The sequence below is a fragment of the Klebsiella sp. KPN54798 genome (genome assembly GCF_021184225.1).
GTDB lineage: Bacteria > Pseudomonadota > Gammaproteobacteria > Enterobacterales > Enterobacteriaceae > Klebsiella > Klebsiella pneumoniae.
The window spans coordinates 2635760-2658291 of sequence record NZ_CP089234.1; the positions used below are offsets into that span (position 1 = coordinate 2635760).

Sequence of the window (22532 nt, forward strand, 5' to 3'; positions counted from 1 at the left end):
TTATTCCCAGCGTTTCAGCAGCAGGCTGGCGTTAACGCCGCCAAAGCCAAAACCGTTCGACAGCGCGTAACGCATCTTCTGCGGGCGGGCCTGCAGCGCCACCAGATGGAGACCTGCCGCCTCTTCATCGGGGTGATGCAGGTTCAGCGTCGGCGGCACCACCTGGTCACGCAGCGCCTGAATGGTGAAGATGGCCTCGATCCCGCCGGCCGCGCCTAACAGATGGCCGGTGGCGGATTTCGTCGAGGTAATAGCGACCGGATGGACGCCAAACAGCGTTTTAATCGCCGCCAGTTCACCTTTATCACCGACCTGCGTCGAGGTGGCGTGGGCGTTGATATGGTCAATCTCTTCGACGGTCACCCCGGCCTGGCGAATAGCGATCTCCATGGCCCGACGTGCGCCGTTCCCGTCTTCCGGGCCCGCGGTCAGGTGATAAGCATCTGCGCTGGTGCCGTAGCCCACCAGCTCGGCCAGCGGCGTGGCCCCGCGCGCCAGCGCGTGCTCCAGCGACTCGATCACGATAAGCCCGGCGCCTTCTCCCATCACAAATCCATCGCGGTCGCGGTCAAAGGGGCGGGATGCGCTTTCCGGCTGGTCGCTGTAGGCGCTGGACAGCGCCCTTGCCGCGGCAAACCCGGCCAGGCTAACGCGATGAATTGCCGCTTCCGCGCCGCCGCAGAGGGCAATATCCGCCTCGCCGCTGCGGATCATCCGCGCCGCATCGCCAATGGCCTGGGCGCCCGCTGCGCAGGCGGTGACCGGCGCGCCGATGGGGCCCCGGAAGCCGTGGGCGATAGACACATGCCCGGCGGCCAGGTTGGCCAGAAAAGAGGGGATAGTGAACGGCGAGAGACGACGCGGCCCGCGTTCATCGGTGGTATGTACCGCATTGGCGATCTCGCTGAACCCGCCGATCCCGGTGGCGATCACCGTGGCAGTGCGTTCCTGTTCGGCCTCGGATGCTGGCGACCAACCGGCCTGGGCCAGCGCTTCGCGGGCGGCGACCAGCGCAAACTCAATAAAGCGATCCATCTTTTTGCGCTCTTTCGCCGGGATGGTCGCCAGCGGGTCGAAGCCGTGCAGCGGATCGCTGTCAATGGACGGCACCTGGCCAGCCACTTTGCAGGGAATATCCGCGACCAGCTGCTCGCTGAGTCGGGTGATCCCGGATTTACCTGCCAGCAGCGACTGCCAGACGTGCTGTACGCCGCAGCCCAGCGGGCTGACAATCCCCATCCCGGTGACGACAATGCGTTTAACGGAAACGCCCATAGTTAACTCTCCTGTAGTATCAGTGTGCCGGCGGCTTTTTCATCAAGGGAACCAGCAGCGCGGCAAGTAAAAAACCCATCATGATGAGGTAGAACGCATCGGAAAAGGCCTGGGTTCGCGCCTCCCGCAGCGCCAGCGCGGAAAGATTTTTCAGCGCCGCCGTCTGCGCGGCATCCGGCGAGATCCCCTGGACGGTGAAGTTTGCCGCGCTGCGCTGAACAAAATCGCTCATTGCCAGGTTGGCGTTATTCAGATGGTCCGCCAGGCGGCTATAGTGCAGATTGGTTCTGTCGTTAAGCACCGTGCCGCACAGGGCGATGCCGATGGCGCCCCCGAGGTTGCGCATCAGATTAAACAGCCCGGAGGCCAGCTTCAGGCGCGCGGGCGGCAGGCTGCCCAGCGTCAGGGTCACCGTTGGCGCGACGGCAAACTGCTGCGCCAGTCCGCGAAAGGCCTGCGGGAGCAGCAACTGGTCCGCCCCCCAGTCGTGAGTGATCGGAACAAAGCTGTACATTGACACCGCAAAGCCGATCAGCCCGGCCATCAGCAGCCAGCGCAGATCGACGCGGTTGGCGAGCCACGAATAAAACGGAATAGACATGACCTGGAACAGACCGGTGGAAAATACCGCCAGGCCGATCTCCAGCGCACTGAAACCGCGCACGCTCCCCAGATACAGCGGGGTTAAATAGATGGTGGCGAAGATGCCGACGCCGGCCATAAACGAGAAATAGCAGCCGAGGCTGAAGGTTCGATCCTGCAGGGCGCGGAGATCCATCACCGGCTGCGGATGGCGCAGGGTGCGGATTACAAAGGCCACGCCGCAGAGCAGGGCGACCCAGGCGGTGGTCGTCAGGGTCGCGTCATCAAACCAGCCCCAGCGCGGACCTTCTTCGAGGGTATATTCCAGGCAGCCGAGGGACAAGGCCAGCAGCAGAATACTGAGATAGTCGGCGCCGCGCAGCAGAGTGGGGGCGGCGCTGTCTACTTTTACCAGCAGCGGCACTGCCACCGCGATGTAAATCCCCGGAACAACGTTGATAAAGAACAGCCAGTGCCAGTTGTAGTTTTCGGTGATCCAGCCGCCCACCGTTGGACCCAGCGTAGGGGCGAGGGAGGCCAGGCCGCCGATCGTCGCCGCGGCGATGACCCGCTGTTTGCCCTGAAAAAAGGCGAAAGCGGTGGTGAACACCAGGGGGATCATCGACCCGCCCGCCAGTCCCTGCAGGGCGCGGAAGGCGATCATACTCTGGATGTTCCACGCCCAGCCGCACAGCAGGCTCATCAGCGTGAAGCCCGCCGCGGAAGCGGCAAACAGCCAGCGGGTCGACATGACCCGGGCCAGCCAGCCGGAAAGCGGGATAATAATGATCTCGGCGATCAGGTAGCTGGTTTGTACCCAGACGGTTTCATCGTCGCCCGCCGACAGGCCGCCGCCAATATCCCGCAGCGAGGCGGAGACGATCTGGATGTCGATAAGGGCAATAAATATCCCCACGCACATGCTGGCGAAGGCGAAGATCTTCTTCGCCGTCGGCATCGACAGACCCTGCGGGGCGGACAGCGCCTGAACGGTGCTCATCGAGGGCTCTTTTCGTTCACGGTGACGATCACCGACAGTCCCGGGCGCAGGACGTCAAGCTTTGCCCCGTCACCTTCCAGCGCAATGCGGACCGGCACCCGCTGCACGATTTTAGTGAAATTCCCGGTCGCGTTCTCCGCCGGCAGAATGCTGAAGCGTGAGCCGGTCGCCGGCGCCAGGCTGGCGACATGCCCCTTAAAGGTATGGTTCGGCAGCACATCGGCGACGATGGTCACCGGCTGGCCGGCACGCATATGCGCCAGCTGGTTTTCCTTGAAGTTAGCGTCAATCCACAGGCCGTGCGCGGGTACCAGGGAGAGCAGCTGCGTACCGCTGCTGACGAAGGAGCCGGACCACGCGCGGCGGTTGCCAATCACCCCATCGAACGGTGCGCGAATGTCGGTATAGCTGAGGTTCAGCCTGGCCATCTCGAGGTTAGCCTGGGCCTGCGCCAGGGCAGCCAGGATTTGCTGCTGGCGAGCATCCAGCACCGCCAGCTGACGTTCGGCCACGGTTTTATCCGCTTTGGCCTTCTCCTGCTCGGCGTGCGCCCGGCGATAATCGGCGGAGGCGTTATCGCGGATCTGTGCGGAAATCGCGCTCGACGCGGCCAGGGCGTTATAGCGTCGGTTGTCGTTAGCCAGTTTTTCGGTTGCCGCCGTGGCGGCCAGTAACGAGGCCGCAGAGCCGGCAATGGTCGCCTGCTGAAGCTGGCGGGTAGCCTGGATATCGGCCAGCGCGGCCTGCTGCGCCGCCACTTCTCCGGCGGCTTTCGCGAGGGCGGCGCGATAATCGCGGTCGTCAATGCGGATCAACAGGTCACCTTTTTTCACCGCCATATTGTCCTGCACCGCCAGCTGCTGGATATAGCCGGAGACTTTGCTGGAGATGGCGCTAATGTCGCCGCCGACATAGGCATCATCGGTGGTCTGCATAAAGCGCCCGGTATGCCACCAGTAAGCGCCGTAGCTCGCTGCCGCCAGGGCGGCAGCCCCCAGGGCCGCCAGAACGAGGACGCTTTTCTTACTGGCCGGATTCATTGCTGGCATCTCTGTAAGGTTCCGGTTGGAATTTTTGTCCGCTATCGCCTTCGCGTTTGCGCAGCAGATATTCATGACGATATTTCATCAGCGGCGAGGCGGCGGGGCCCGGCACCATGGCGTATTTACCCGGGATAATCTCTTCCCCAGTCGCTTTATCCACCATGACTGGCTCCACCCGTCGCTGGGTGGCGGTTTCCACCAACTGCATCTGACGGCCTTCGGGGGCGAAGTGGCGGTTACCCCATTCCGCCAGCGCCAGCAGCACCATGCGGAAATCGCGGCCGCGCGGCGTGAGGTGGTATTCGTAGCGCGGCGGGGTGCTGCTGTAGCACACCTTCTCCAGCAGTCCGTCATCGACCAGCGCCTTCAGGCGGCGCGACAGAATATTGGGCGCGACGTTGCTGCTTTTCTGGAACTCGTCAAAGCGGGTAAAGCCCGCGAAGGCATCGCGCAGGATCATGATGCTCCAGCTGTCGCCGATGCGGCCAAGGCTGCGGGCGATGGGGCAGGGAGCGTGGCAAAGCGGTTCATTTTTCATGGGCTGTCCAGTAACCAGGTGGCTTTTGCCAGCAAATTGACATAGTCACTATCAAAATGCAAGTTACCCTTCATGGTACTCGGAGAAGAAGCCGCTGCCGTTTCGCTACGCCGTTTTACCTTTGAATGCCGAAAACTGGACAGTCGCCGCCGCCTTATATCTGCTTGACCGTAATAAGAGATAAATATCGCTGATGGCAGATGAAACATTTTAATAATGATAAAAATCGATGTGCTGGGTAATGACCTTTATTGGGGGATACGATATGAGGTATGGCGACACTCAAATTAACATTCTCATAACTTATAAAGGTTAAATAAATGAAGCAGGTGGGTATTGTTGGTTGGCGAGGGATGGTGGGCTCAGTATTGTTGCAACGCATGATCGAAGAAAATGATTTCGACGATATTACAGCGCATTTTTTTAGTACCTCCAGTGCGGGTGCCCCGGGCCCGGTTATTAATGGTAAAAGCGACAGGCTGAAAGATGCGAATTCCCTTAGCGCACTCGCCGAAATGGATATCATCATCACCTGTCAGGGCGGGGATTATACCAAAGCCATCTATCCGGCGTTAATTAACCATGGCTGGCAAGGTTACTGGATTGATGCGGCTTCGGCGCTGCGGATGGATGAAAAAGCCTGCATTATTCTCGACCCGGTCAACCGCGAAAATATCGATAGTGCGGTAAAAGCGGGAATTAAACTGTTTGTCGGCGGCAACTGCTCCATTACGCTGAGCCTGATGGGGTTGGCCGGGCTGATAAAAGCGGATCTTATCGAATGGATGAGCGTGATGACCTATCAGTCTGCCTCCGGGGCGGGCGCCAAACAGGTGCGGGAATTAATAGCGCAAAGCGCTTATATCAGTCAGCATTTATCCGCTGATGAACTGACATCATCAGGTTCCGTGCTGCCATTGGTAAATAAAGTGAGTGAGTTGATTAACAGCGCGGGCATGCCGGTGGAGAATTTTGGCGTCCCCCTCATGGGCAGCATCATTCCGTGGATCGACAGCGATCTGGGCGATGGAAACAGCCGCGAAGAATGGAAGGGCGAGGCGGAAACTAATAAAATTCTTGGCCTTGCGCCGGGTACCATCCCGGTCAATGGTTTATGCATTCGGGTCGGGGTGATCCGCTGTCACAGCGCGGCGATTACGCTGAAACTTAAACGTGAGGTCAGCGAAGCAGAATTTGCTGAGTTAGTCACCCATTCCCATCCGTGGGTAAACTATGTCCGCAATAATAAGCAAGAGAGTGTCAGTAAATTGACCCCGGCTGCTATTAGTGGTTCGCTGCAGGTAGGTATTGGCCGCTACAAGAAAATGTCGCTAAATAATGACCCAGTCTACTCGGTGTTAACGGTTGGCGATCAGCTATTGTGGGGGGCGGCGGAACCCCTGCGCCGCATGTTAAATATCCTGCTGGGCAAAATATAGTTACGGTCATCCGGGGAAAGCCCTCGCGCGCAGGCGGTTAAGACAAATGTTTAACGAAGCGTTTGCGAACCTCCTTGTAGCCGTTATTTTCATAAAATTGATGCGCTCTGATTCTTTTTTCACTACTTGAAAGCTCGATCTGAGCGCATTGTTTATCGCGGGCGAGGCGCTCTGCGGCCTGGAGAAGCTGCTGGCCTATCCCTGATCCACGTGACGATTCCTCGATGACCAGCGCGGAAATTAATGCCCATAAACGGTTCTCATGTACCGGTAAAATAAAATTGATAACGATTACGCCACACACGGCGTTTTCTGTTTCCGCCACCAGCGCACTCATCATACTCTGCGGGGCAGTGATGCGTTGCGCTAAGATCGCCGTCTCCGTCTGATAGCCCAGCTGCAGAAATAGCGTTTGCAGCGAGGGGATATCTTCTGCTTCAGCCGCTCTGATGAACACCATGATCTTCGACTCCAAATAACATGTTACCGGACCGGAAGCGGGCCGGTGGATACCTTATTCTCCGGTCCGCTCCCGTATACGCCACTCAGTCCATCAGACTGACCTGGGCGGCGACAATCCGCCAGCCGTAGGGAAAGCGCACCCACGTTTGCTGCTGGCGGCCAAGGCGGGCGCTGCCTTCACGGGTAAACTCGGTGCTGCACACCGCCATGTCCGCGCCAAAGGTGGTGATGGTGGTATGGCGCAGGTCGCGGGCCAGACCGGCGGCGGGGCGGGCGGCGCGAAAGGCGCGGATCGCCTCGATGCCATACAGATTTTCGCCGGCTCCCAGCCGTACGGTGCGCGGGTCGTGCCAGAACAGCGCATCCAGCGCCTCGATGTTATTGCTGACCAGCGCCTCTTCATACTGATAAAACGCCGCCGTCACCTCGGCGAGGATCGCCGGGCGGTCTACATTATCCAGATTGATCATGCTGCACTCTCCGCCACTCGGGCATCGGTAATGCCCATCGCTTCCAGCGCCCGCGCGGCGCGAAGACAGGCTTGTTCGTTAAACGGCGCGGCAATCAGCTGCAGGCCAATCGGCTTGCCGCTGGCGGTACGCAGGGGCACGGTCACCACCGGCAGACCGAGGAAGGAGATCGGCTGCGTCAGCATTCCCATGCTGGCGCGCACCGGCAGCGGCTGGCCGTTAATCACCATCTCCTCCGCGCCTATTGGCGTGGCGCTGCATGGGGTGGCCGGGGCGATCAGCACGTCGGCCTGGCTGAACAGGGATTTCATTGCCTGGCGAGCATGACGGCGAAAACGCTGAGCCTGCAGATACCACGCGGAGGGGATCATCGCGCCGGCCAGCAGCCGCTCGCGGGAGTGAGGTTCAAAGCGCTCGGGCGAGTGGCGAAGATCCGTCAGGTACTGATTGCCGCCTTCGCTGGCGCTGATGATAAAGGCCGCCGAGCGGGCCAGGGCGGCATCCGCGAACTGCAGCTCGCTGTCGGCGCTCAGCGCGTGGGCGACCCGCTCCACGGCCGCCCGGGCGTCGTCATCGCACCAGGTGGTGAAATAGCCCCCCAGCCGCGCGCAGCGCAGCCCCTCCAGTCCGCGCTCCAGCATGTTGCCGGTGCGCTCGCTGGCTTTATCAGCCTGAAAGTCATCGGCCGGGTCGCGCCCCTGCAGGGCGTCATACACCGCGGCGAGGTCGGCCACCCGGCGGGCAAAAGGACCAATATGATCCAGACTGGCGACAAACGGATGGCTGCCAGAGCGCGACAGGCGACCGAAAGTGGGTTTCAGGCCAAAGATCCCGCACAGCGACGCGGGGACACGGATCGAGCCGTTGGTGTCGCTGCCGAGGCTGAAATGAACCAGCCCGGCCGCCACCGCCGCGGCCGAACCGCCGGAAGAACCGCCGGCGATCCGCGACAGATCGTGCGGGTTGCGCGTCGCGCCATAGTGGCTGTTTTCGGTGGTGAAGCCGTAGGCGTAGGCGTCCATATTGAGCATCCCGCTGAGCAGGGCGCCGGCGCTGTGCAGCTGGCGCACCGCCCAGCTGTCGCTGGCTGCCGGCGGCCGATCGCTCAGCAGTTCGGCGCCGGCGAGGGTGGTGTGCCCGGCGACATCAAACAGATTTTTCACTGCGTAAGGAATGCCTGCCAGCGGCGGCAGGGGGCGCTTTTCCCGGCGCAGGGCGTCGATGCTGTCGGCCTCCGCCAGCATGCGCTGGGCGGTGACCTCGGTCCAGGCGTTGATCTGCGGATTCACGCGGGCGATATCGTCCAGCGTCTGGCGGGCGATCTCCCGGGCGCTCAGTTCGCCATCGTGCAGCGCACGCTGGAGATCGGCAATGGTGAAGTGTTGAAGAGTCATGCTTTATACACCCCCGCAATCTCCTCGCGCGGCCCGAGGGGATAGTCCATCAGCGGCTGCGCCATGGCGGCGATGCGGGCAAACTGGCGCTCCAGCTCCTTACGGCGCGGCGCATCCAGCTCCATATCCAACAGGTGAGTCATCTGCGTCAGATACTCGCTCCAGTCTGGCTGTGTGGTCATGGTCTGCTCCTTAGTACCCGGCGGCGGCGCCGTTGCTGCGAGGATCGGTCGCCCCTTCAAGCAGACCGTTGGGATGGCGGACAATGGCCCCGGCGTGGCCCATCGCTTCGCTGAAATCGGCCAGCACTTCTACGTCGTGCCCCAGCTCGCGCAGGCGAGCGATACAGGCGGGGGCAAAGCGTCCCTCCAGCTTCAGTGAGTCGGAGGACTGGCCCCAGGTGCGGCCCAGCAGCCAGCGCGGACGGGAGATGCTCTCCTGCAACGGCACCCCCTGCAGGATATAGCGGGTAAACAGCGCCGCCTGCGTTTGCGGCTGACCGTCGCCGCCCATCGAGCCATAGACCATCACCCGGCCATCGTTCAGGCGGGCGGCGGCAGGGTTGAGGGTGTGGAATGGCTGTTTGCCAGGGGCCAGCGCCAGGAGATGCTGCGGGTCGAGGCTGAAGGCCGCCCCGCGGTTTTGCCAGACGATCCCGGTGTCCGGGAGTACCACGCCGCTGCCGAACTCGTGATAGATACTCTGAATAAATGACACTGCCAGTCCGCTGTCATCCACGACGCCCATCCAGACGGTATCGCCCGGGCCTTTGCCGCGGCCCCAGGGGGAAGCGCTGGCGTCGTCGATGCTGTCGGCCAGCGGCTGCAGGGCTTCCGGGGTGAGCAACGCCTGTACATCCACATCCAGATGGCGTGGATCGGTGATATGCGCATCGCGCAGGGCAAATGCCCGCTTGGTGGCTTCGACGATACGGTGCACCGTTTGCGCGTCGTCGGCATCGGCCATGTTCAGGCGGTCGGTGATGCCAAGGATCGCCAGCGACACCAGTCCCTGCGTCGGCGGCGCAAGATTCCACAGCGTGCCCTGCTGGTGCTGGAGCGTCAGCGGCCCCGGACGCCGGGCGCGGTGGGCCTGCAGGTCGCCGAGGGTGATCGGCATCCCCAGCGCGGCCATACCCTGCGCGAGACGCTCGGCCAGCGGCCCGCGATAGAAACTGTCGAGACCGTCGCTGGCCAGCATGCGCAGGGTACCGGCGAGGGCGGGCTGGCGGAAGCGGCTGCCGGGCCGCGGGGCCTCGCCCGCGACCAGCCAGGTTTCGCTGAAGCCCGGCTGATGGCGCAGCTCTTCCAGTTTGCTGGCGGTGGCGTGGGCCTGCGAGGCAGTGACCGGAATGCCGTCTTCGGCATAGCCGATCGCATCGGCCAGCAGGCGGGCCACCGGCAGCGCGCGGCCGGTTAAGTCCCGTGAAATACGCAGCGCCTCGTCCCAGCCGCTGACGGTGCCGGCGACGGTCAGCGCGGCCTGCGGTCCCCGGTGGGGAATATGCCGCTGTCCGGCGTAGGCCTCGAGGGTCGCCAGCGATCCGGCGGCCCCGCTGGCGTCAATGGCGATGGGGTCTCCCTCAGGCGGCACGATCAGCCAGAAGCCATCGCCGCCGAGGCCATTCATATGGGGATAGACGACGGCGATGGCCGCCGCGGCAGCCACCATCGCTTCAATGGCGCTGCCGCCCTCGCGCAGGATCGCCAGCGCGCTCTGACTGGCGAGGTGGTGGGGGGCCACCGCCATGCCGTGGGTCGAAACGTTGCTACTGTGCATAAATTATCCTTTCTGAACGAATCACCCGCAGAACACTGCAAAAGCTGTTCCATCTCTGAACGTTTCGTTTCATTGATAAAAACGATGACCAGAATTTTCCCACTGGCACGCTATGTGTAAGGCATAGCAGATACAGTATGATGAGGAATGGATGATGAAACGAAAGTTACAGGGGCGCTATGCAACAACTCGATGAACGACTGAAAGGGCAATACGCCTCGCTGTCGCCGCAGGAGCAGCGGGTGGCGGATTTCATCTTTGACCACTTTGACGACCTGATAAGCTACAACAGCGCCGAGCTGGCGCAGCTGAGCGGCGTGTCGAAAGCCACCGTCAGCCGGCTGTTTAAGCGCCTCGGTTACGACAAATATAAGGATATGCGCGATGAACTGCGCACTCTGCGTCAGAGCGGGATGCCGCTCACCGACCAGCGCGACGCGGTGCAGGGTAACACGCTGCTGGCGCGCCATTATAAGCAGGAGATGGCAAACCTCACCCAGTGGGTCAACGCCCTCGACGCCCGCCAGTTCGATGAGGCGCTGACGGCGATGGTGGCCGCCCGCCGCATTGTGGTGATTGGCATGCGCAACGCCTATCCGGCGGCGCTGCATCTGCGCCAGCAGCTGCTGCAGGCCCGCGGCCAGGTGCTGGTGCTGCCCCAGCCGGGTCAGAGTCTCAGCGAAGAGCTGGTCGATCTGACCGCCGATGATCTGGTGGTAATGATGGCGTTTCGCCGCCGGCCGCGAATAGTACGCCCGCTGCTGCAGCAGCTGCAGCGCGACGGGGTGCCGGTCCTGTTAATGTGCGAGCCGCAGGCCCACAGCCTGTTTCCGCTCTCCCGCTGGCAGCTCTGCGCGCCGCTGGACAGCGTCTCCGCCTACGATAGCTATGCCTCGGTCAACAGCCTGATTAATCTGCTGGCCAATGCCTTTCTCCATGAAACGCTCGACAGCGGTCGTCCGCGCATCCACGAGATCGCCACGCTTTACCAGCAGCTGGACGAGCTGGAACAACGCTGATGGGGCGCCAGCGTGGTGCTGTGCATTATTATGGTGCAATAAAAACCACGTGATGGCGCCGCCGCTCTCTGAGGACTTTTCCGTTAGCGCTTGTCCTTTCTCACTTTTTGTTTTAATTCCTCGCCAACCCTCGCCTCGTCCGTATCTGGCACATTAGTTGCAAAAACAGATTCAAAGAATCTTTTGTTTCATGCTAACGTAACGGGTAAACATCATGAAGAAACTGTTGATCGCGCTGGCCGGGGCCGCTTGTCTCCTATCGTCTGTTTCTGCCGCGCAGGCTGACCAGCTCCAGGATATTGAAAAACGCGGCGTCATCCGCATTGCCGTACCCCAGGACTTTCCACCGTTCGGCTCGGTGGGTACCGACCTGCAGCCGCAGGGGTATGACATCGATATGGCGCGCTATCTGGCGAAATCGATGAAGCTCAAGCTGCAGCTGGTCCCGGTGACCAGCGCCAACCGCGTGCCGTATCTGCAGACCGATAAGGTGGACCTGGTGATCTCCAGCCTCGGCAAGAACGCCGAGCGCGAGAAGGTGATCGACTTCAGCCGCGCCTACGCCCCGTTCTTCCTCGGGGTGTTTGGCCCGAAAGGGGCGGAGCTGAAGGACGCGGCCGCGCTGAGCGGCAAAAGCATCGGCGTGACCCGTGGGGCGGTGGAAGATATGGTGCTGACCAGCGTGGCGCCGCAGGCGGCGCAGATTAAGCGCTACGAGGACAATAACACTACGCTGTCGGCTTACCTGTCCGGTCAGGTGCAGTATGTCGCCACCGGAAACCTGGTGGTGGCGGCTATCTCCCGGCAGAACGCCGACAAAGCGCCGGTCCCGAGCTTTATGCTGAAGGACTCGCCGTGCTTTATCGGTCTGAAAAAGAACGAACCGGCGCTGAAGGCAAAAGTGGATACCCTCATCGAGCAGGGCATTAAGGACGGCACCCTCAACGGTCTGTCTGAGAAGTGGCTGAAAGCGCCACTGCCTGCCAGCCTCGGCGCGTAAGGTCTGGGGATGACGGAGCAACTTCATTTCTCTGAGCTCTGGCCGCACTGGCCGGAGCTGCTGGCCGGCCTGTGGGTGACGGTGCAGTTGACGGTGCTGGCGACGATCGGCGGACTGGCGATCGGCATCCTTGGGGCGGCGATCCGCAGCGGTCGCCCGGGAATGCTCAGCCGGGTATGGGGCGGATATGTGGAAATCATCCGTAATACGCCGTTTGTGGTGCAGCTCTTTTTTATCGTCTTTGGTTTACCGAACCTCGGACTGAAGATGACCGCCGGTGAAGCGGCGCTGCTGGCGATGGTGGTCAACCTCGGCGCCTATAGCACCGAGATCGTCCGCGCCGGCATCCAGGTGACGCCGAAGGGCCAGTGGGAAGCCGGTCGCGTGCTCGGGCTTAGCCGGACGCAAACCTTCGTTCGCGTCGTACTGCCCCCGGCGCTGCAGCGGATTTATCCGGCGCTGGTCAGCCAGTGCATCATTGTGATGCTCGGCTCGTCAGTGGTGTCGCAGGTCTCCTATGAGGAGCTGACCTTCGCCGCCAACCTGATCCAGTCGCGGACATTTTTGAGCTTTGAGGTCTATCTGGTAACCACCGGGATCTACTTAGCGTTATCGATAGCGATGCGCCAGCTGCTGATGGCGGCGGGGCGTAAATGGCTGGGGGTACAGGCCTGATGACCACTTTTACTGACTGGGACATTATCCGCAACCTGCTGCTGGCCGGTCGCTGGACGGTGCTGCTGTCGCTGGTCGCGTTCACCGGCGGGGCGCTGGTGACCTTACCGTTACTGCTGCTGCGCCTCACCGGCGGACGCCAGGTGAAACGGCTGATCCGCGGGTATATTGAGCTGTTCCAGGGCACGCCGCTGCTGATGCAGCTGTTTCTGGCATTCTTTGGCGTGGCGCTGTTCGGCGTCGACGTCTCGGCGTGGACCGCCGCCTCGGTCGCCCTGACGCTCTACACCAGCGCCTTTCTGCTGGATATCTGGTTCGGCAGCATTCGCGCGCTGCCGAAAGGCCAGTGGGAAGCCTCGCGGTGTCTCGGGCTGAGCTTCGGCCAGACCCTGTACCGCGTGGTGGCGCCGCAGGCGCTGCGCATTGCCATCGCGCCGACGGTGGGCTTTGCCGTACAGGTGATCAAAGGCACGGCGCTGGCATCGATTATCGGCTTTGTGGAGCTGACCAAGGCCGGGACGATGCTGACCAACGTCACTTATCAGCCGTTTAAAGTGTTTGCCCTTGTGGCGCTGGGCTATTTCATTCTGTGCTATCCGCTGTCCCGCTACAGCCGCTATCTGGAGAACAAATTCAATGCCTCTCATCACCATTAATCAGATGCAGAAGTACTACGGCGACAACCATGTGCTGAAGGGCGTCGATCTGGATATCGACATGGGGGAAGTGATCTCGATCATCGGCCGCAGCGGCTCGGGTAAAAGCACCCTGCTGCGCTGTATCAATGGTCTGGAGGGCTACCAGGAGGGAAGCATCAAGCTCGGGGGCATGACCATCACCAACCGCGATTCCCAGGCCCGGGAGATCAGCCGCTCCATCGGCATGGTGTTCCAGAACTTTAATCTCTTTCCGCACATGACGGCGCTGGAGAACGTCATGCTGGCCCCGCGGCGGGTGCTGAAGAAGTCCCAGGCAGAATGCCGGGAGCTGGCGCAGCGGATGCTGGAGAAGGTCGGGCTCGGCGACCGTCTGGATTACTACCCGGCCAACCTCTCCGGCGGCCAACAGCAGCGCGTGGCCATTGCCCGGGCGCTGGCCATGTCGCCGAAAGTTTTACTCTGTGACGAAATCACCTCGGCGCTCGACCCGGAACTGGTGGGTGAAGTGCTGAAGGTGCTGGAGCAACTGGCGGCGGAAGGTATGACGCTGATCCTCGTCACCCATGAAATGAATTTTGCCCGCGAAGTGGGCGACCGCGTGGTGTTTATGCATCAGGGACGCGTCTGGGAGCAGGGCGTCAGCAAAACGCTGTTCGCCAGCCCGCAGACCAGCGAACTGAAACAGTTTATCTCCTCGGTGCGCGGTCTTAACTAACGTAAGGAATGGCAGATGGATATCACTCAGTTTTCGCAAATTAACCCGCCGCAGCGCCTGCTGATGGGGCCGGGGCCGATCAATGCCGACCCGCGCGTGCTGCGCGCCATGTCGAGCCAGCTGGTTGGCCAGTACGATCCGGCGATGACCCACTACATGAATGAAGTCATGGCGCTCTACCGCGGCGTGTTTCGCACCGAAAATCGCTGGACGATGCTGGTCGACGGCACCTCGCGCGCCGGGATCGAAGCGATTCTGGTGTCGGCGATCCGTCCCGGTGACAAGGTGCTGGTGCCAGTGTTCGGCCGGTTTGGTCATCTGCTGTGCGAGATCGCGCGTCGCTGCCGGGCAGAAGTGCACACCATCGAGGTGCCGTGGGGCGAGGTCTTTACGCCGGATCAGGTTGAGGATGCGATCAAGCGCGTGCGGCCGCGCCTGCTGCTCACCGTGCAGGGCGATACCTCCACCACCATGCTGCAGCCGCTGGCGGAGCTGGGGGAGATTTGCCGTCGTCACGATGTGCTGTTCTATACCGACGCCACCGCGTCGCTCGGCGGTAACCCGCTGGAAACCGACGCCTGGCAGCTGGACGCCGTGTCCGCCGGGATGCAGAAGTGCCTGGGCGGTCCTTCCGGCACCTCGCCCATCACCCTCAGCCCGCGGATGGAAGAGGTCATCCGCCGCCGCCGCTGCATTGAGCAGGGGATCCGCACCGATGCCCATCACGATGGCGTCGACGAGATGATCTACTCCAACTATTTCGATCTCGGCATGGTGATGGATTACTGGGGGCCGGAGCGCCTTAACCACCATACCGAAGCGACCTCGGCGCTGTTCGCCGCCCGGGAGTGCGCGCGCCTGATCCTCCAGGAGGGACTCGACAACGGCATCGCCCGCCACAAACTGCACGGCGATGCGCTGCTGAAGGGCATCCAGGCGATGGGGCTCGAGACCTTTGGCGACTTGCGGCACAAAATGAATAACGTGCTGGGGGTGGTGATCCCCAACGGGGTCAACGGCGATCAGGTACGCAAACTGATGCTGGAAGATTTCGGCATTGAAATTGGCACCTCGTTTGGTCCGCTGCACGGTAAAGTCTGGCGCATTGGCACCATGGGCTATAACGCGCGTAAAGACTGCGTGATGCAGACGCTCAGCGCGCTGGAAGCGGTCCTGAACTACCTCAGGTTCACCACCACTCAGGGCGCGGCGATGCAGGCGGCCTGGGATCACTATCGCACCGAGGCCATCCTATGAGTGATACCGTCCGCCAGCAGGCGGAGAGAGAGGCGGTGGCCAGCCGGGTGATGGCGCGCGCCGACCAGCTGGCCGCCCTCAGCGAAACCGCCGATGCCCTGACCCGGGTCTATCTGTCGCCCGAGCATCTGCAGGCCAACCAGCTGGTGGGGCAGTGGATGCAGGCTGCCGGCATGATGGTGTGGCAGGACAGCGTCGGCAACATCTGCGGACGTTATGAAGGACAACAGGAGGGGGCGCCGGCGGTGCTGCTGGGCTCTCATCTTGACACCGTGCGCAACGCCGGACGCTACGACGGCATGCTCGGCGTGCTGGCGGCGATCGAGGTGGTCCAGCGTCTGCACCAGCAGGGGCGACGGCTGGCGAAGGCAATCGAGATCGTCGGCTTTGGCGATGAAGAGGGCACCCGCTTTGGCATTACCCTGCTCGGCAGCCGCGGCGTCACCGGCACCTGGCCTGAAAGCTGGCTGTCACAGTGCGATACCGACGGGGTGAGCGTCGCCCAGGCGCTGGTGAATGCCGGACTCGATCCGGCGCGGATCGCCCACGCGGCCCGTCACCCGCGGGATATCGCCGCCTATCTGGAACTGCATATCGAGCAGGGGCCGTGCCTGGAGCAGGCGGGTCTGGCGCTCGGCGTGGTGGAGGCGATTAACGGCGCCCGCCGCCTGACCTGCCGCTTTACCGGCGAAGCCGGCCATGCCGGCACGGTGCCGATGCTCCATCGTAAGGACGCGCTCGCCGCGGCGGCGGAATGGATGGGGCAGGTGGAAAGCCTGACCCGGCAGCGCGGTGGCAACCTGGTGGCGACGGTCGGCACCCTGCGCTGTGCGCCGGGCGCGGTGAACGTGATACCGGGCGAGGTGCAGTTGACGCTGGATATTCGCGGCCCGCAGGATGCGCCGCTGACGGCGCTGCTGGAGGAACTGCTGGGGCAGGCGCAGGCCATTGCCGGGCGCCGCCAGCTGAGTTTCGCCGCGGAGGAGTATTATCGCATCGCAGCCACCGCCTGCGACAGTCACCTGCAGGCGGTGCTGAGCGAGGCGGTGGTGGCGGTGCAGGGGCGTTCCCTGACGCTGCCGAGCGGCGCAGGGCATGATGCTATCGCCATCGCCGAGCGCTGGCCATCGGCGATGCTGTTTGTGCGTTGCCTGGGGGGCGTCAGCCATCACCCGGCGGAGTCGGTCACCGCCGCCGACGTCGGACTGGCTATCGACGCTTTCTCCCGGGCGGTAGAGAAGGTGGCCGACGCCTGATCGCGCCGGTTGCCGAGCCCCGGCTGGCGGCTTCACACCGCCAGCTGGTTGACCACCTCGGCGACGGAGGTGATGGCATGGATGTTGCCGATCCCCGCGCCCACCGAGATATACCCCTCATCAGTATTCCCCTCCAGCATGCCCAGCCGCATCCCGCGCAGACCACCCATCGCCTGGGCCAGCTCGGTCCTGGAGGCGCCGGCCCGGTCCATGGCCACCAGTGTGTCGCTCAGTTTGCCGGGCAGCGCGCGGTAGTAGTCCGGCAGGGTACGGAACAGGCGCAGATCCAGACCGTTGGCGGCCACAATTTTCGCTTTCACCGAGTCGGGAACCCGGCTTTCGATGGTGCTGATAAATACCGAACCGGCGAAGACGCCCTCCGCACCCAGGGCATGAACGGCGCGCGCGCCCCGGGCGTCGGTGATCCCTCCGGCGGCCATCACCGGAACCCGCTGTACCGCGTCAACGATCAGCGGGACGATGGTGAAGGTCCCGAGGGCGGTACCCGGCAGCGTGCCGCCTTCGTCAAAGCCGGTGGCGACAATAATATCCGCTCCGGCCTGCTCCGCGCGGCGGCTGTTCTCCGGCGTCGGGTTGATGTCACGATAGATAATGGTGATCCCGGCGGCTTTCAGTTCGTCGAACAGCGCCGGTTTTAACGAACCGTCGCCGTAGCCGGTGTAGACCACCACCTTAACCCCTTCCTCTTTGATCACCGGGAGGATCGCCGGCGTCCAGATGTCATTTTCCGCCGTCGGGATCAGGTTGACGCCAAAGGGTTTCTCCGTCAGCTGTTTGGTTTTGCGGATCTCTTCGCGCATTTTCTCGGCGGTGGCCTCCGGGGTGGAGACGGCGGTTGCCGCCGTCAGTCCGGCGTTCGGGCCCAGCACGCCAAGCCCACCGGCGTTGCCGACGGCCGCCACCAGACGAGCATCGGTTAGCCAGGAGAGGGGCCCCTGGACCACCGGTTTTTCAATACCCAGAATGCGGGCGACGCGGTTAGGTTGCATGCTATTTTTCCTTGTATGTTAATAAGTTATAAATTTGTTCGCCCCAGCGATGCGGCAATGAGGGCAGTGTAGGCGTCTTTATTGTTTTAAAAAATGAGCAAAAACTTTCATCACTATTATTAAATTAGTAATAATGTGAACTGATGAAGAGGTGGGAGGCGGGCCATCATGCAAATGAATCTGTTTGAAAATATTAAAATTTTTATTGAAATCGTCGATGCCGGCAGCTTTGCCCAGGCGGCGGAAAATTTGCAGATCCACCGACCGGCGGTGACCAAAGCACTGCAGCAGCTGGAGCAGGAGAGCGGGGTCCGGCTGCTGCAGCGCACCACCCGGCGTCTGTATCTTACGCCGGAGGGGGAAGAGTTTTATCGTCGCAGCAAACCGTTGCTCTCCCAGGCCGACGATCTGCTGGAGTCGTTCGCGCCGGACCGGCCGATCCGCGGTCAGCTGCGCGTTGATATGCCGATCGCCTTTGCCCGGCTGCTGGTGATCCCGCATCTGCCGGATTTTTATCAGGCCCATCCGGAGGTGGAGATTGTCCTCAGCAGCTCCGACGTACGCCGGGATATGCTGCGCGATGGTCTGGATTGCCTGCTGCGGGTGGGGGATCTTGAGGATGGCGACTATGTGGCGCGTTCACTGGGGGAGGTGGCGTTAACCACCTGCGCCAGTCCGGGCTATCTGGCGCGCTATGGGGCGCCCGCGACGCTGGAGGACCTGCAGTCGCATCTGGCGGTGAACTGGGTGAACAGCAGCAGCCGGCAGATTATGCCCTGGCGATTCCAGACCCCGGAGGGCATCAGGCAGATCGCCATTCCCGGTAAACTGGTGCTGGACAACTCTGAAGTCTTTACTGCTGCCGGGCTGGCGGGGCTGGGGATGCTGCAGGGGATGCGTTTCTTTTTGCAACCTTATATCGACAGCGGGCAACTGGTGGAAGTTTTGCCGGACTTTCCGGCGCCGCGTCGACCGTTGTCGCTGCTCTATCCGCACCGGCATCTCTCGCATAAGGTTCGGGTCTTTGCCGACTGGCTGCAGGGGCTGGTAGCGACCCTGGACTGACAATCGGCGCTGTCGCCTTGACTCTATCGGCTGAGCGTTTATATATAAAATGTGAATGCTATTAATGCAACGAATCACAAAGCTGGATAACGACTTAACCTGTAAGGGAATGCTGATGAAACTCTGGAATAAAACACTACTCGCTTCCGCCCTGTGCCTGACCCTGTTTGGCTGCGACGATGCGTCGAAAGTTGATAACAAACTGGATAAGGCTAAAGATAATGCGGAGCAGATGAAGGATGCCGCGGCGGATAAAGCGCAGGCAATTAAACAGGATGCGGATAAGCAAATCGATACGCTGAAAAGCCAGGCTGACGCCGAGGCCGATCGCCTGAAGGATCAGGCCAGCGCCATCAAGGCCGAGGCGGACAAGAAGGCGGACGCCATCGCCCAGCAGGCGAAAGCCCAGGCCGATGCGGTGAAGCAGAACGCAAAGCAGGAAAGTGACCGCATAGTCAAAGAGGCGGGTCAGATCAAAGACAACGCCATCGGTGACGCCAATCAGCTCTCGGCTGAAGCGGCGAGCAAAACCAAAGCCATCCAGGACAGTATCGCGAAGGATAAACAGAACGCCGCGCCGCCTGCCGCACAGCAGTAACTCGCGGTGTTTGTCTGACCCGCCGCCCGGAAATATAGGGAGCGGAGCCTGATAGATTGCCCGGCGGCGCTGCGCTTGCGCGGCCTACGTAGGGGGCGGGTTGGCTGCGCAATGACCGGGTATCACCCTTTTGTAGGCCGGCAAAGCGTCGCCGCCGCCCGGCACATGGACCGCAATAACATCCTGCTCAGGGGTATCTTACGATACCCCTTTTTTATGCCCGCCGTGGGTTCAACGGTTTGGCAGCAGGGTGCCTTTCAGGCCGTGCGGCTCCGAGCGCAAATACTGCGACGGCACACGGACCTGGGCGCCAAGGCTGGCCGCTGCGTGCCACGGCCAGTGCGGATCGTAGAGTACCGCGCGGGCGAGGGCGATCAGGTCGGCATCGCCATTCTCCAGCGCCGCTTCCGCCTGCTGCGGGTCGGTGATCAGCCCCACGCCAATCACCGGGATGGCTACCTGCTGGCGAATATCGCGGGCGAAAGGCAACTGGTATCCCGGCCCAACGGTGATCGCCTGCTGCGGCGACAAACCGCCGCTGGAGACGTGAATATAGTCACTGCCCAGCGTTTCCAGCTGCTGGCTAAACTTAATGGACTGCTCGCAGTCCCAGCCGCCTTCGACCCAGTCGGTAGCCGACAGCCTGACGCCCACCGCCATGGTGTTGCCCACTGCCTCGCGGATCGCCTTAAAGACTTCCAGCGGATAGCGCATTCGGTTCTCCAGCGAACCGCCGTACTCGTCGCGGCGCTGGTTGCTGAGCGGCGAGAGAAACTGGTGCAGCAGATAGCCGTGGGCGGCGTGCAGTTCAATCAGCTCAAAGCCCAGCCGCTGGGCGCGCAGCGCGCTGGCGACGAAGGCCGCTTTGATGCGCGCCAGATCGGCATGGCTCAGTTCAGCGGGGGCGCGATCGCCATCGTGAAACGCCACGGCGGAAGGGGCGACGGTCTGCCAGCCACCATCGTTGAGCGCCAGCTGATGGCCTCCCTGCCAGGGGGCGGCGCAGGATGCTTTGCGTCCGGCATGACCCAGCTGGATCCCCAGACGGATCGGCGACCAGGCCCGAATATCTTCGACTACGCCGCGCAGGGCGTTTTCGGTTTCATCATCCCACAGCCCCAGATCCCCCGGGGAGATACGCCCCGCAGGCTCTACCGCCGTGGCTTCCAGAATTAACAGGCCGGCGCCGGAGAAAGCCAGTTGGCCAAGATGGATCCGGTGCCAGGAGGTCGCCTTACCCTCGTCGGCGGAGTACTGACACATCGGGGCGATAACGATACGGTTATCAAGGGTGAGTTGACCAATTCGCGTCGCGCTAAAAAGATGACTCATGAATACCTCGTAAATGTTAAACGTGGTCGTGCAGGGGACGGACAGTTGCTGTTTATAGCACGCCTGTTCACCCCCCCAGTATTCGGATATTGCGCTTAAGCGCTCCGCTATTCGATATACCAGAGACGGCGCCGTCGGCCGGCGGCCTGCTGCGACACGGCGCGGGCCATTGCGCTGCCAATCTCGGCGCTGGCCGTCAGCCCCTGCACAAAGGGGCGATCGTGCATCAGCCAGGGAAGGGCGCCGAAGGCGACCCGGCCGCGCACTGTCTCCGGCGCCTGCAGCGTGTAGTCATCACCGACGTCCGGAATGTCGTCGCCGTAGGCCAGCAGCTGCTGGCGCAGTGAAGGGAAGGGCAGATCCCGGGTTTTCAGCGCTTTTTGTCCGCGGGCATCGATAAAGACATCGAATTCGCAGCGCTGACGATGATGAACAATCAGCGTCCGGTCAGGCTCCCGCTGCAGCTCATAATCTTCGCCCAGCGTCAGGATCCGCAGAATGCCAGCCCGGTGCAAGGCCAGCAGCCGACGTATGGACTCCGGCGGAATGGCGGCGTAGTTATCGATAAATACCCGGGCGAGGCCCTGGCGGAAGCGACGGCTGTCCGCGTCGTTGAACTGCGGCACCACGGTTTCAATCGCCTCATGCAGGCGCAGAATGGCATAGCGCCAGGGCACCGTGTGGTGTTCGCGCTTATTGCGCTCCACCTCCTGCAGATTGCGCTGCGCCCACTGAAAGGGGTCATGGGTGAGGCGGTCGGCAAACCAGGCGTCGGCGATACTGTCAGGCGTCAGCTGACGAAGCCCGATCGCCTCGCTCCAGTCGGGGGCAGCATATTCCAGCTCTTTAACGATCAGCTCAAAAATCCGATCTAACAGAGCGTCGCTACCCTCCGCAATGGCCGCTTCGAGGGCGGCGGGAGTGGCAATCTCCAGCGGCTCCCACGGGATCGGGCAGTAAAAATCGGCCTCCGGCAGCACGCCGTGGCGTGACATCAGGGTGATCTCCAGCGCTTCGCTGCCTGGATGGAGGGAAAAATGGGTCGTTTTGTCGTCCTCGGTATGGAAAACGCCGTGGCGGGCCACTACCGCCACGGCGGCATCAATCGCGCTTAATGAAGTGCCAAGGATCCCCACCCGACAGGGGGCAATGCGGGCCTCCATCAGGCCGGTCCACGGGCTGGGGAAGTACTGTCGGCTGGCGCGCTCTTCTTCAGGCCACAGATGGCCGGTGGCAATCGCCACCAGGTCGACGATTACCGGGTCTGCTGCACTATCGGTGTGGATGGCGATCCCGGTGGGCTGAACCGCAATATCCGTGACTTCACAGGATTCACAAACGCTAATCACAAAGCCGACGTCCCGGGCCCGCTCAACGAGGTACAGAAAACGGTCGCGATAGTATTCGCCGAGGATCACCCGCGGCAGAAACTGGCGCTCATGCAGGGCGTGCCGTTCAAGCCCGCGCGCCGCCAGCCAGTCATCGCTTTGCTGCTGCAGCCATTGCAGGTAGGTCAGGTCGATGGGGGGGATCTCAATGCTGGCAATATTGGCCAGCATTTGCGCCGCGGTATTATCGTCACTGTAGGGCATACCCACCCCGGCCTGCGCCTCTTTTTCAAACAGAGTGATGGCCAGCGGCTCACCGCGCTTCACCAGTTCATAAAAGGTGTAAATCCCCGTCGGCCCCACGCCGACGATGGCAATTCTCTTCATGATTCTCTCCCTTCCTGTGGGCAGATGCGGCATTGATGACGCTTCGCTTAAGCGAACCTGGTTTTAATTCTGGTCGAAAATTGCCGAACCGGTGAGGGGAACACGCAATTTGAAACAAATTAGCATGCTAATAAACTTGCCGATTGTCGTAAAAGGGGTGTAATTAACAAAAGAGCAACTTTCTATACAAACAATTTACACAAGCGGCGACCCCAGCTCGCTCTGCTGGACGCCGCGCACACTCCCGGC

General features: G+C 61.8%; 23 protein-coding genes. 10 read left to right on the top strand and 13 right to left on the bottom strand.

Going from position 1 to position 22532, the window contains the following annotated elements; translation table 11 throughout:
- Genes fabF through LPQ25_RS12750 form a run of 5 tightly spaced genes read right to left on the bottom strand, consistent with a single transcriptional unit; the run spans nucleotide 1 to nucleotide 4581 of the window.
- Entirely contained in the window at nucleotides 1–1275 is a 1275-nt protein-coding gene (fabF, locus tag LPQ25_RS12730) for a beta-ketoacyl-ACP synthase II (protein ID WP_014907563.1), read from the bottom strand.
- Nucleotides 1276–1294: 19 nt separating this feature from the next.
- Nucleotides 1295–2857, bottom strand: coding sequence for a DHA2 family efflux MFS transporter permease subunit (locus LPQ25_RS12735; RefSeq protein WP_014907564.1), 1563 nt, complete (start codon nucleotides 2855–2857; stop codon nucleotides 1295–1297).
- Nucleotides 2854–3897 (bottom strand): HlyD family secretion protein, encoded by a 1044-nt coding sequence (locus LPQ25_RS12740; protein WP_014907565.1) that lies wholly within the window; start codon nucleotides 3895–3897, stop codon nucleotides 2854–2856. Before LPQ25_RS12740 ends, LPQ25_RS12735 begins: the two co-directional genes overlap by 4 nt.
- The gene (locus LPQ25_RS12745) at nucleotides 3881–4438 is read right to left on the bottom strand and encodes a winged helix-turn-helix transcriptional regulator (protein WP_014907566.1); all 558 of its coding nucleotides are present in this window, start codon (nucleotides 4436–4438) and stop codon (nucleotides 3881–3883) included. Before LPQ25_RS12745 ends, LPQ25_RS12740 begins: the two co-directional genes overlap by 17 nt.
- Nucleotides 4435–4581, bottom strand: a complete 147-nt coding sequence (locus LPQ25_RS12750) for a hypothetical protein (RefSeq protein ID WP_041169034.1) — start codon at nucleotides 4579–4581, stop codon at nucleotides 4435–4437. The genes LPQ25_RS12745 and LPQ25_RS12750 overlap by 4 nt, the downstream gene beginning before the upstream one ends.
- Nucleotides 4582–4758: 177 nt before the next feature.
- On the opposite strand from LPQ25_RS12750, the gene asd reads away from it, so the two are divergent.
- Nucleotides 4759–5877 carry an aspartate-semialdehyde dehydrogenase gene (gene asd, locus LPQ25_RS12755; protein ID WP_014907567.1) on the top strand — a complete coding sequence of 373 codons (1119 nt, stop codon included), beginning with the start codon at nucleotides 4759–4761 and terminating at the stop codon, nucleotides 5875–5877.
- Between the two features lie 37 nt (nucleotides 5878–5914).
- On the opposite strand, the gene LPQ25_RS12760 is transcribed toward asd, so the two are convergent.
- The 5 genes from LPQ25_RS12760 to hpxW all read right to left on the bottom strand — a co-directional run bounded on the left by LPQ25_RS12760 (nucleotide 5915) and on the right by hpxW (nucleotide 9982).
- Nucleotides 5915–6337 (bottom strand): GNAT family N-acetyltransferase, encoded by a 423-nt coding sequence (locus LPQ25_RS12760; protein WP_004212128.1) that lies wholly within the window; start codon nucleotides 6335–6337, stop codon nucleotides 5915–5917.
- Nucleotides 6338–6422: 85 nt separating this feature from the next.
- Entirely contained in the window at nucleotides 6423–6809 is a 387-nt protein-coding gene (gene hpxZ, locus LPQ25_RS12765) for an oxalurate catabolism protein HpxZ (protein WP_002905421.1), read from the bottom strand.
- A complete protein-coding gene (locus LPQ25_RS12770; RefSeq protein ID WP_014907568.1) occupies nucleotides 6806–8203 on the bottom strand; it encodes an AtzE family amidohydrolase in 1398 nt (465 codons plus the stop codon). Before LPQ25_RS12770 ends, hpxZ begins: the two co-directional genes overlap by 4 nt.
- Nucleotides 8200–8385: an oxalurate catabolism protein HpxX gene (hpxX, locus tag LPQ25_RS12775; RefSeq protein ID WP_004176113.1), complete on the bottom strand. Its 186-nt coding sequence runs from the start codon at nucleotides 8383–8385 to the stop codon at nucleotides 8200–8202. The genes LPQ25_RS12770 and hpxX overlap by 4 nt, the downstream gene beginning before the upstream one ends.
- A gap of 10 nt (nucleotides 8386–8395) precedes the next feature.
- A complete protein-coding gene (hpxW, locus tag LPQ25_RS12780) occupies nucleotides 8396–9982 on the bottom strand; it encodes an oxamate amidohydrolase (protein WP_014907569.1) in 1587 nt (528 codons plus the stop codon).
- Between the two features lie 179 nt (nucleotides 9983–10161).
- On the opposite strand from hpxW, the gene hpxU reads away from it, so the two are divergent.
- From hpxU to hpxK, 7 genes are all read left to right on the top strand, one after another.
- A complete protein-coding gene (gene hpxU, locus LPQ25_RS12785; RefSeq protein WP_014907570.1) occupies nucleotides 10162–11001 on the top strand; it encodes a MurR/RpiR family transcriptional regulator HpxU in 840 nt (279 codons plus the stop codon).
- Between the two features lie 214 nt (nucleotides 11002–11215).
- On the top strand, nucleotides 11216–12001 hold the full coding sequence (locus LPQ25_RS12790; RefSeq protein WP_004143665.1) for a transporter substrate-binding domain-containing protein: 786 nt from the start codon (nucleotides 11216–11218) through the stop codon (nucleotides 11999–12001).
- A 9-nt stretch (nucleotides 12002–12010) separates the two neighbouring features.
- Entirely contained in the window at nucleotides 12011–12676 is a 666-nt protein-coding gene (locus LPQ25_RS12795; RefSeq protein ID WP_004176117.1) for an amino acid ABC transporter permease, read from the top strand.
- Nucleotides 12676–13332 (top strand): amino acid ABC transporter permease, encoded by a 657-nt coding sequence (locus LPQ25_RS12800; protein ID WP_004176118.1) that lies wholly within the window; start codon nucleotides 12676–12678, stop codon nucleotides 13330–13332. Before LPQ25_RS12795 ends, LPQ25_RS12800 begins: the two co-directional genes overlap by 1 nt.
- Complete coding sequence (locus tag LPQ25_RS12805; protein WP_226340348.1) at nucleotides 13313–14050, top strand: amino acid ABC transporter ATP-binding protein; 738 nt, start codon at nucleotides 13313–13315, stop codon at nucleotides 14048–14050. Before LPQ25_RS12800 ends, LPQ25_RS12805 begins: the two co-directional genes overlap by 20 nt.
- A gap of 15 nt (nucleotides 14051–14065) precedes the next feature.
- Complete coding sequence (locus LPQ25_RS12810; protein WP_004176119.1) at nucleotides 14066–15307, top strand: pyridoxal-phosphate-dependent aminotransferase family protein; 1242 nt, start codon at nucleotides 14066–14068, stop codon at nucleotides 15305–15307.
- The gene (gene hpxK, locus LPQ25_RS12815; RefSeq protein ID WP_014907571.1) at nucleotides 15304–16563 is read left to right on the top strand and encodes an allantoate amidohydrolase; all 1260 of its coding nucleotides are present in this window, start codon (nucleotides 15304–15306) and stop codon (nucleotides 16561–16563) included. Before LPQ25_RS12810 ends, hpxK begins: the two co-directional genes overlap by 4 nt.
- Before the next feature lie 32 nt (nucleotides 16564–16595).
- On the opposite strand, the gene LPQ25_RS12820 is transcribed toward hpxK, so the two are convergent.
- Nucleotides 16596–17573: an NAD(P)H-dependent flavin oxidoreductase gene (locus LPQ25_RS12820; protein ID WP_004179941.1), complete on the bottom strand. Its 978-nt coding sequence runs from the start codon at nucleotides 17571–17573 to the stop codon at nucleotides 16596–16598.
- A 174-nt stretch (nucleotides 17574–17747) separates the two neighbouring features.
- On the opposite strand from LPQ25_RS12820, the gene LPQ25_RS12825 reads away from it, so the two are divergent.
- Together LPQ25_RS12825 and LPQ25_RS12830 are read left to right on the top strand one after the other, a co-directional pair.
- Nucleotides 17748–18638, top strand: coding sequence for a LysR family transcriptional regulator (locus LPQ25_RS12825; protein WP_004218747.1), 891 nt, complete (start codon nucleotides 17748–17750; stop codon nucleotides 18636–18638).
- A 64-nt stretch (nucleotides 18639–18702) separates the two neighbouring features.
- A complete protein-coding gene (locus LPQ25_RS12830; protein ID WP_004179939.1) occupies nucleotides 18703–19236 on the top strand; it encodes a hypothetical protein in 534 nt (177 codons plus the stop codon).
- Nucleotides 19237–19467: 231 nt separating this feature from the next.
- On the opposite strand, the gene LPQ25_RS12835 is transcribed toward LPQ25_RS12830, so the two are convergent.
- A complete protein-coding gene (locus LPQ25_RS12835) occupies nucleotides 19468–20568 on the bottom strand; it encodes an NADH:flavin oxidoreductase/NADH oxidase (RefSeq protein WP_002905225.1) in 1101 nt (366 codons plus the stop codon).
- Between the two features lie 107 nt (nucleotides 20569–20675).
- A complete protein-coding gene (locus LPQ25_RS12840; RefSeq protein WP_014907573.1) occupies nucleotides 20676–22283 on the bottom strand; it encodes an FAD-NAD(P)-binding protein in 1608 nt (535 codons plus the stop codon).
- Between the last annotated feature and the right edge of the window lie 249 nt (nucleotides 22284–22532).

Coding starts and splice junctions, on each gene's coding strand:
- fabF (WP_014907563.1), bottom strand. CDS start 1,275: ATGGGCGTTTCCGTTAAACGCATTGTCGTCACCGGGATGGGGATTGTC.
- LPQ25_RS12735 (WP_014907564.1), bottom strand. CDS start 2,857: ATGAGCACCGTTCAGGCGCTGTCCGCCCCGCAGGGTCTGTCGATGCCG.
- LPQ25_RS12740 (WP_014907565.1), bottom strand. CDS start 3,897: ATGAATCCGGCCAGTAAGAAAAGCGTCCTCGTTCTGGCGGCCCTGGGG.
- LPQ25_RS12745 (WP_014907566.1), bottom strand. CDS start 4,438: ATGAAAAATGAACCGCTTTGCCACGCTCCCTGCCCCATCGCCCGCAGC.
- asd (WP_014907567.1), top strand. CDS start 4,759: ATGAAGCAGGTGGGTATTGTTGGTTGGCGAGGGATGGTGGGCTCAGTA.
- LPQ25_RS12760 (WP_004212128.1), bottom strand. CDS start 6,337: ATGGTGTTCATCAGAGCGGCTGAAGCAGAAGATATCCCCTCGCTGCAA.
- hpxZ (WP_002905421.1), bottom strand. CDS start 6,809: ATGATCAATCTGGATAATGTAGACCGCCCGGCGATCCTCGCCGAGGTG.
- LPQ25_RS12770 (WP_014907568.1), bottom strand. CDS start 8,203: ATGACTCTTCAACACTTCACCATTGCCGATCTCCAGCGTGCGCTGCAC.
- hpxX (WP_004176113.1), bottom strand. CDS start 8,385: ATGACCACACAGCCAGACTGGAGCGAGTATCTGACGCAGATGACTCAC.
- hpxW (WP_014907569.1), bottom strand. CDS start 9,982: ATGCACAGTAGCAACGTTTCGACCCACGGCATGGCGGTGGCCCCCCAC.
- hpxU (WP_014907570.1), top strand. CDS start 10,162: ATGCAACAACTCGATGAACGACTGAAAGGGCAATACGCCTCGCTGTCG.
- LPQ25_RS12790 (WP_004143665.1), top strand. CDS start 11,216: ATGAAGAAACTGTTGATCGCGCTGGCCGGGGCCGCTTGTCTCCTATCG.
- LPQ25_RS12795 (WP_004176117.1), top strand. CDS start 12,011: ATGACGGAGCAACTTCATTTCTCTGAGCTCTGGCCGCACTGGCCGGAG.
- LPQ25_RS12800 (WP_004176118.1), top strand. CDS start 12,676: ATGACCACTTTTACTGACTGGGACATTATCCGCAACCTGCTGCTGGCC.
- LPQ25_RS12805 (WP_226340348.1), top strand. CDS start 13,313: ATGCCTCTCATCACCATTAATCAGATGCAGAAGTACTACGGCGACAAC.
- LPQ25_RS12810 (WP_004176119.1), top strand. CDS start 14,066: ATGGATATCACTCAGTTTTCGCAAATTAACCCGCCGCAGCGCCTGCTG.
- hpxK (WP_014907571.1), top strand. CDS start 15,304: ATGAGTGATACCGTCCGCCAGCAGGCGGAGAGAGAGGCGGTGGCCAGC.
- LPQ25_RS12820 (WP_004179941.1), bottom strand. CDS start 17,573: ATGCAACCTAACCGCGTCGCCCGCATTCTGGGTATTGAAAAACCGGTG.
- LPQ25_RS12825 (WP_004218747.1), top strand. CDS start 17,748: ATGAATCTGTTTGAAAATATTAAAATTTTTATTGAAATCGTCGATGCC.
- LPQ25_RS12830 (WP_004179939.1), top strand. CDS start 18,703: ATGCAACGAATCACAAAGCTGGATAACGACTTAACCTGTAAGGGAATG.
- LPQ25_RS12835 (WP_002905225.1), bottom strand. CDS start 20,568: ATGAGTCATCTTTTTAGCGCGACGCGAATTGGTCAACTCACCCTTGAT.
- LPQ25_RS12840 (WP_014907573.1), bottom strand. CDS start 22,283: ATGAAGAGAATTGCCATCGTCGGCGTGGGGCCGACGGGGATTTACACC.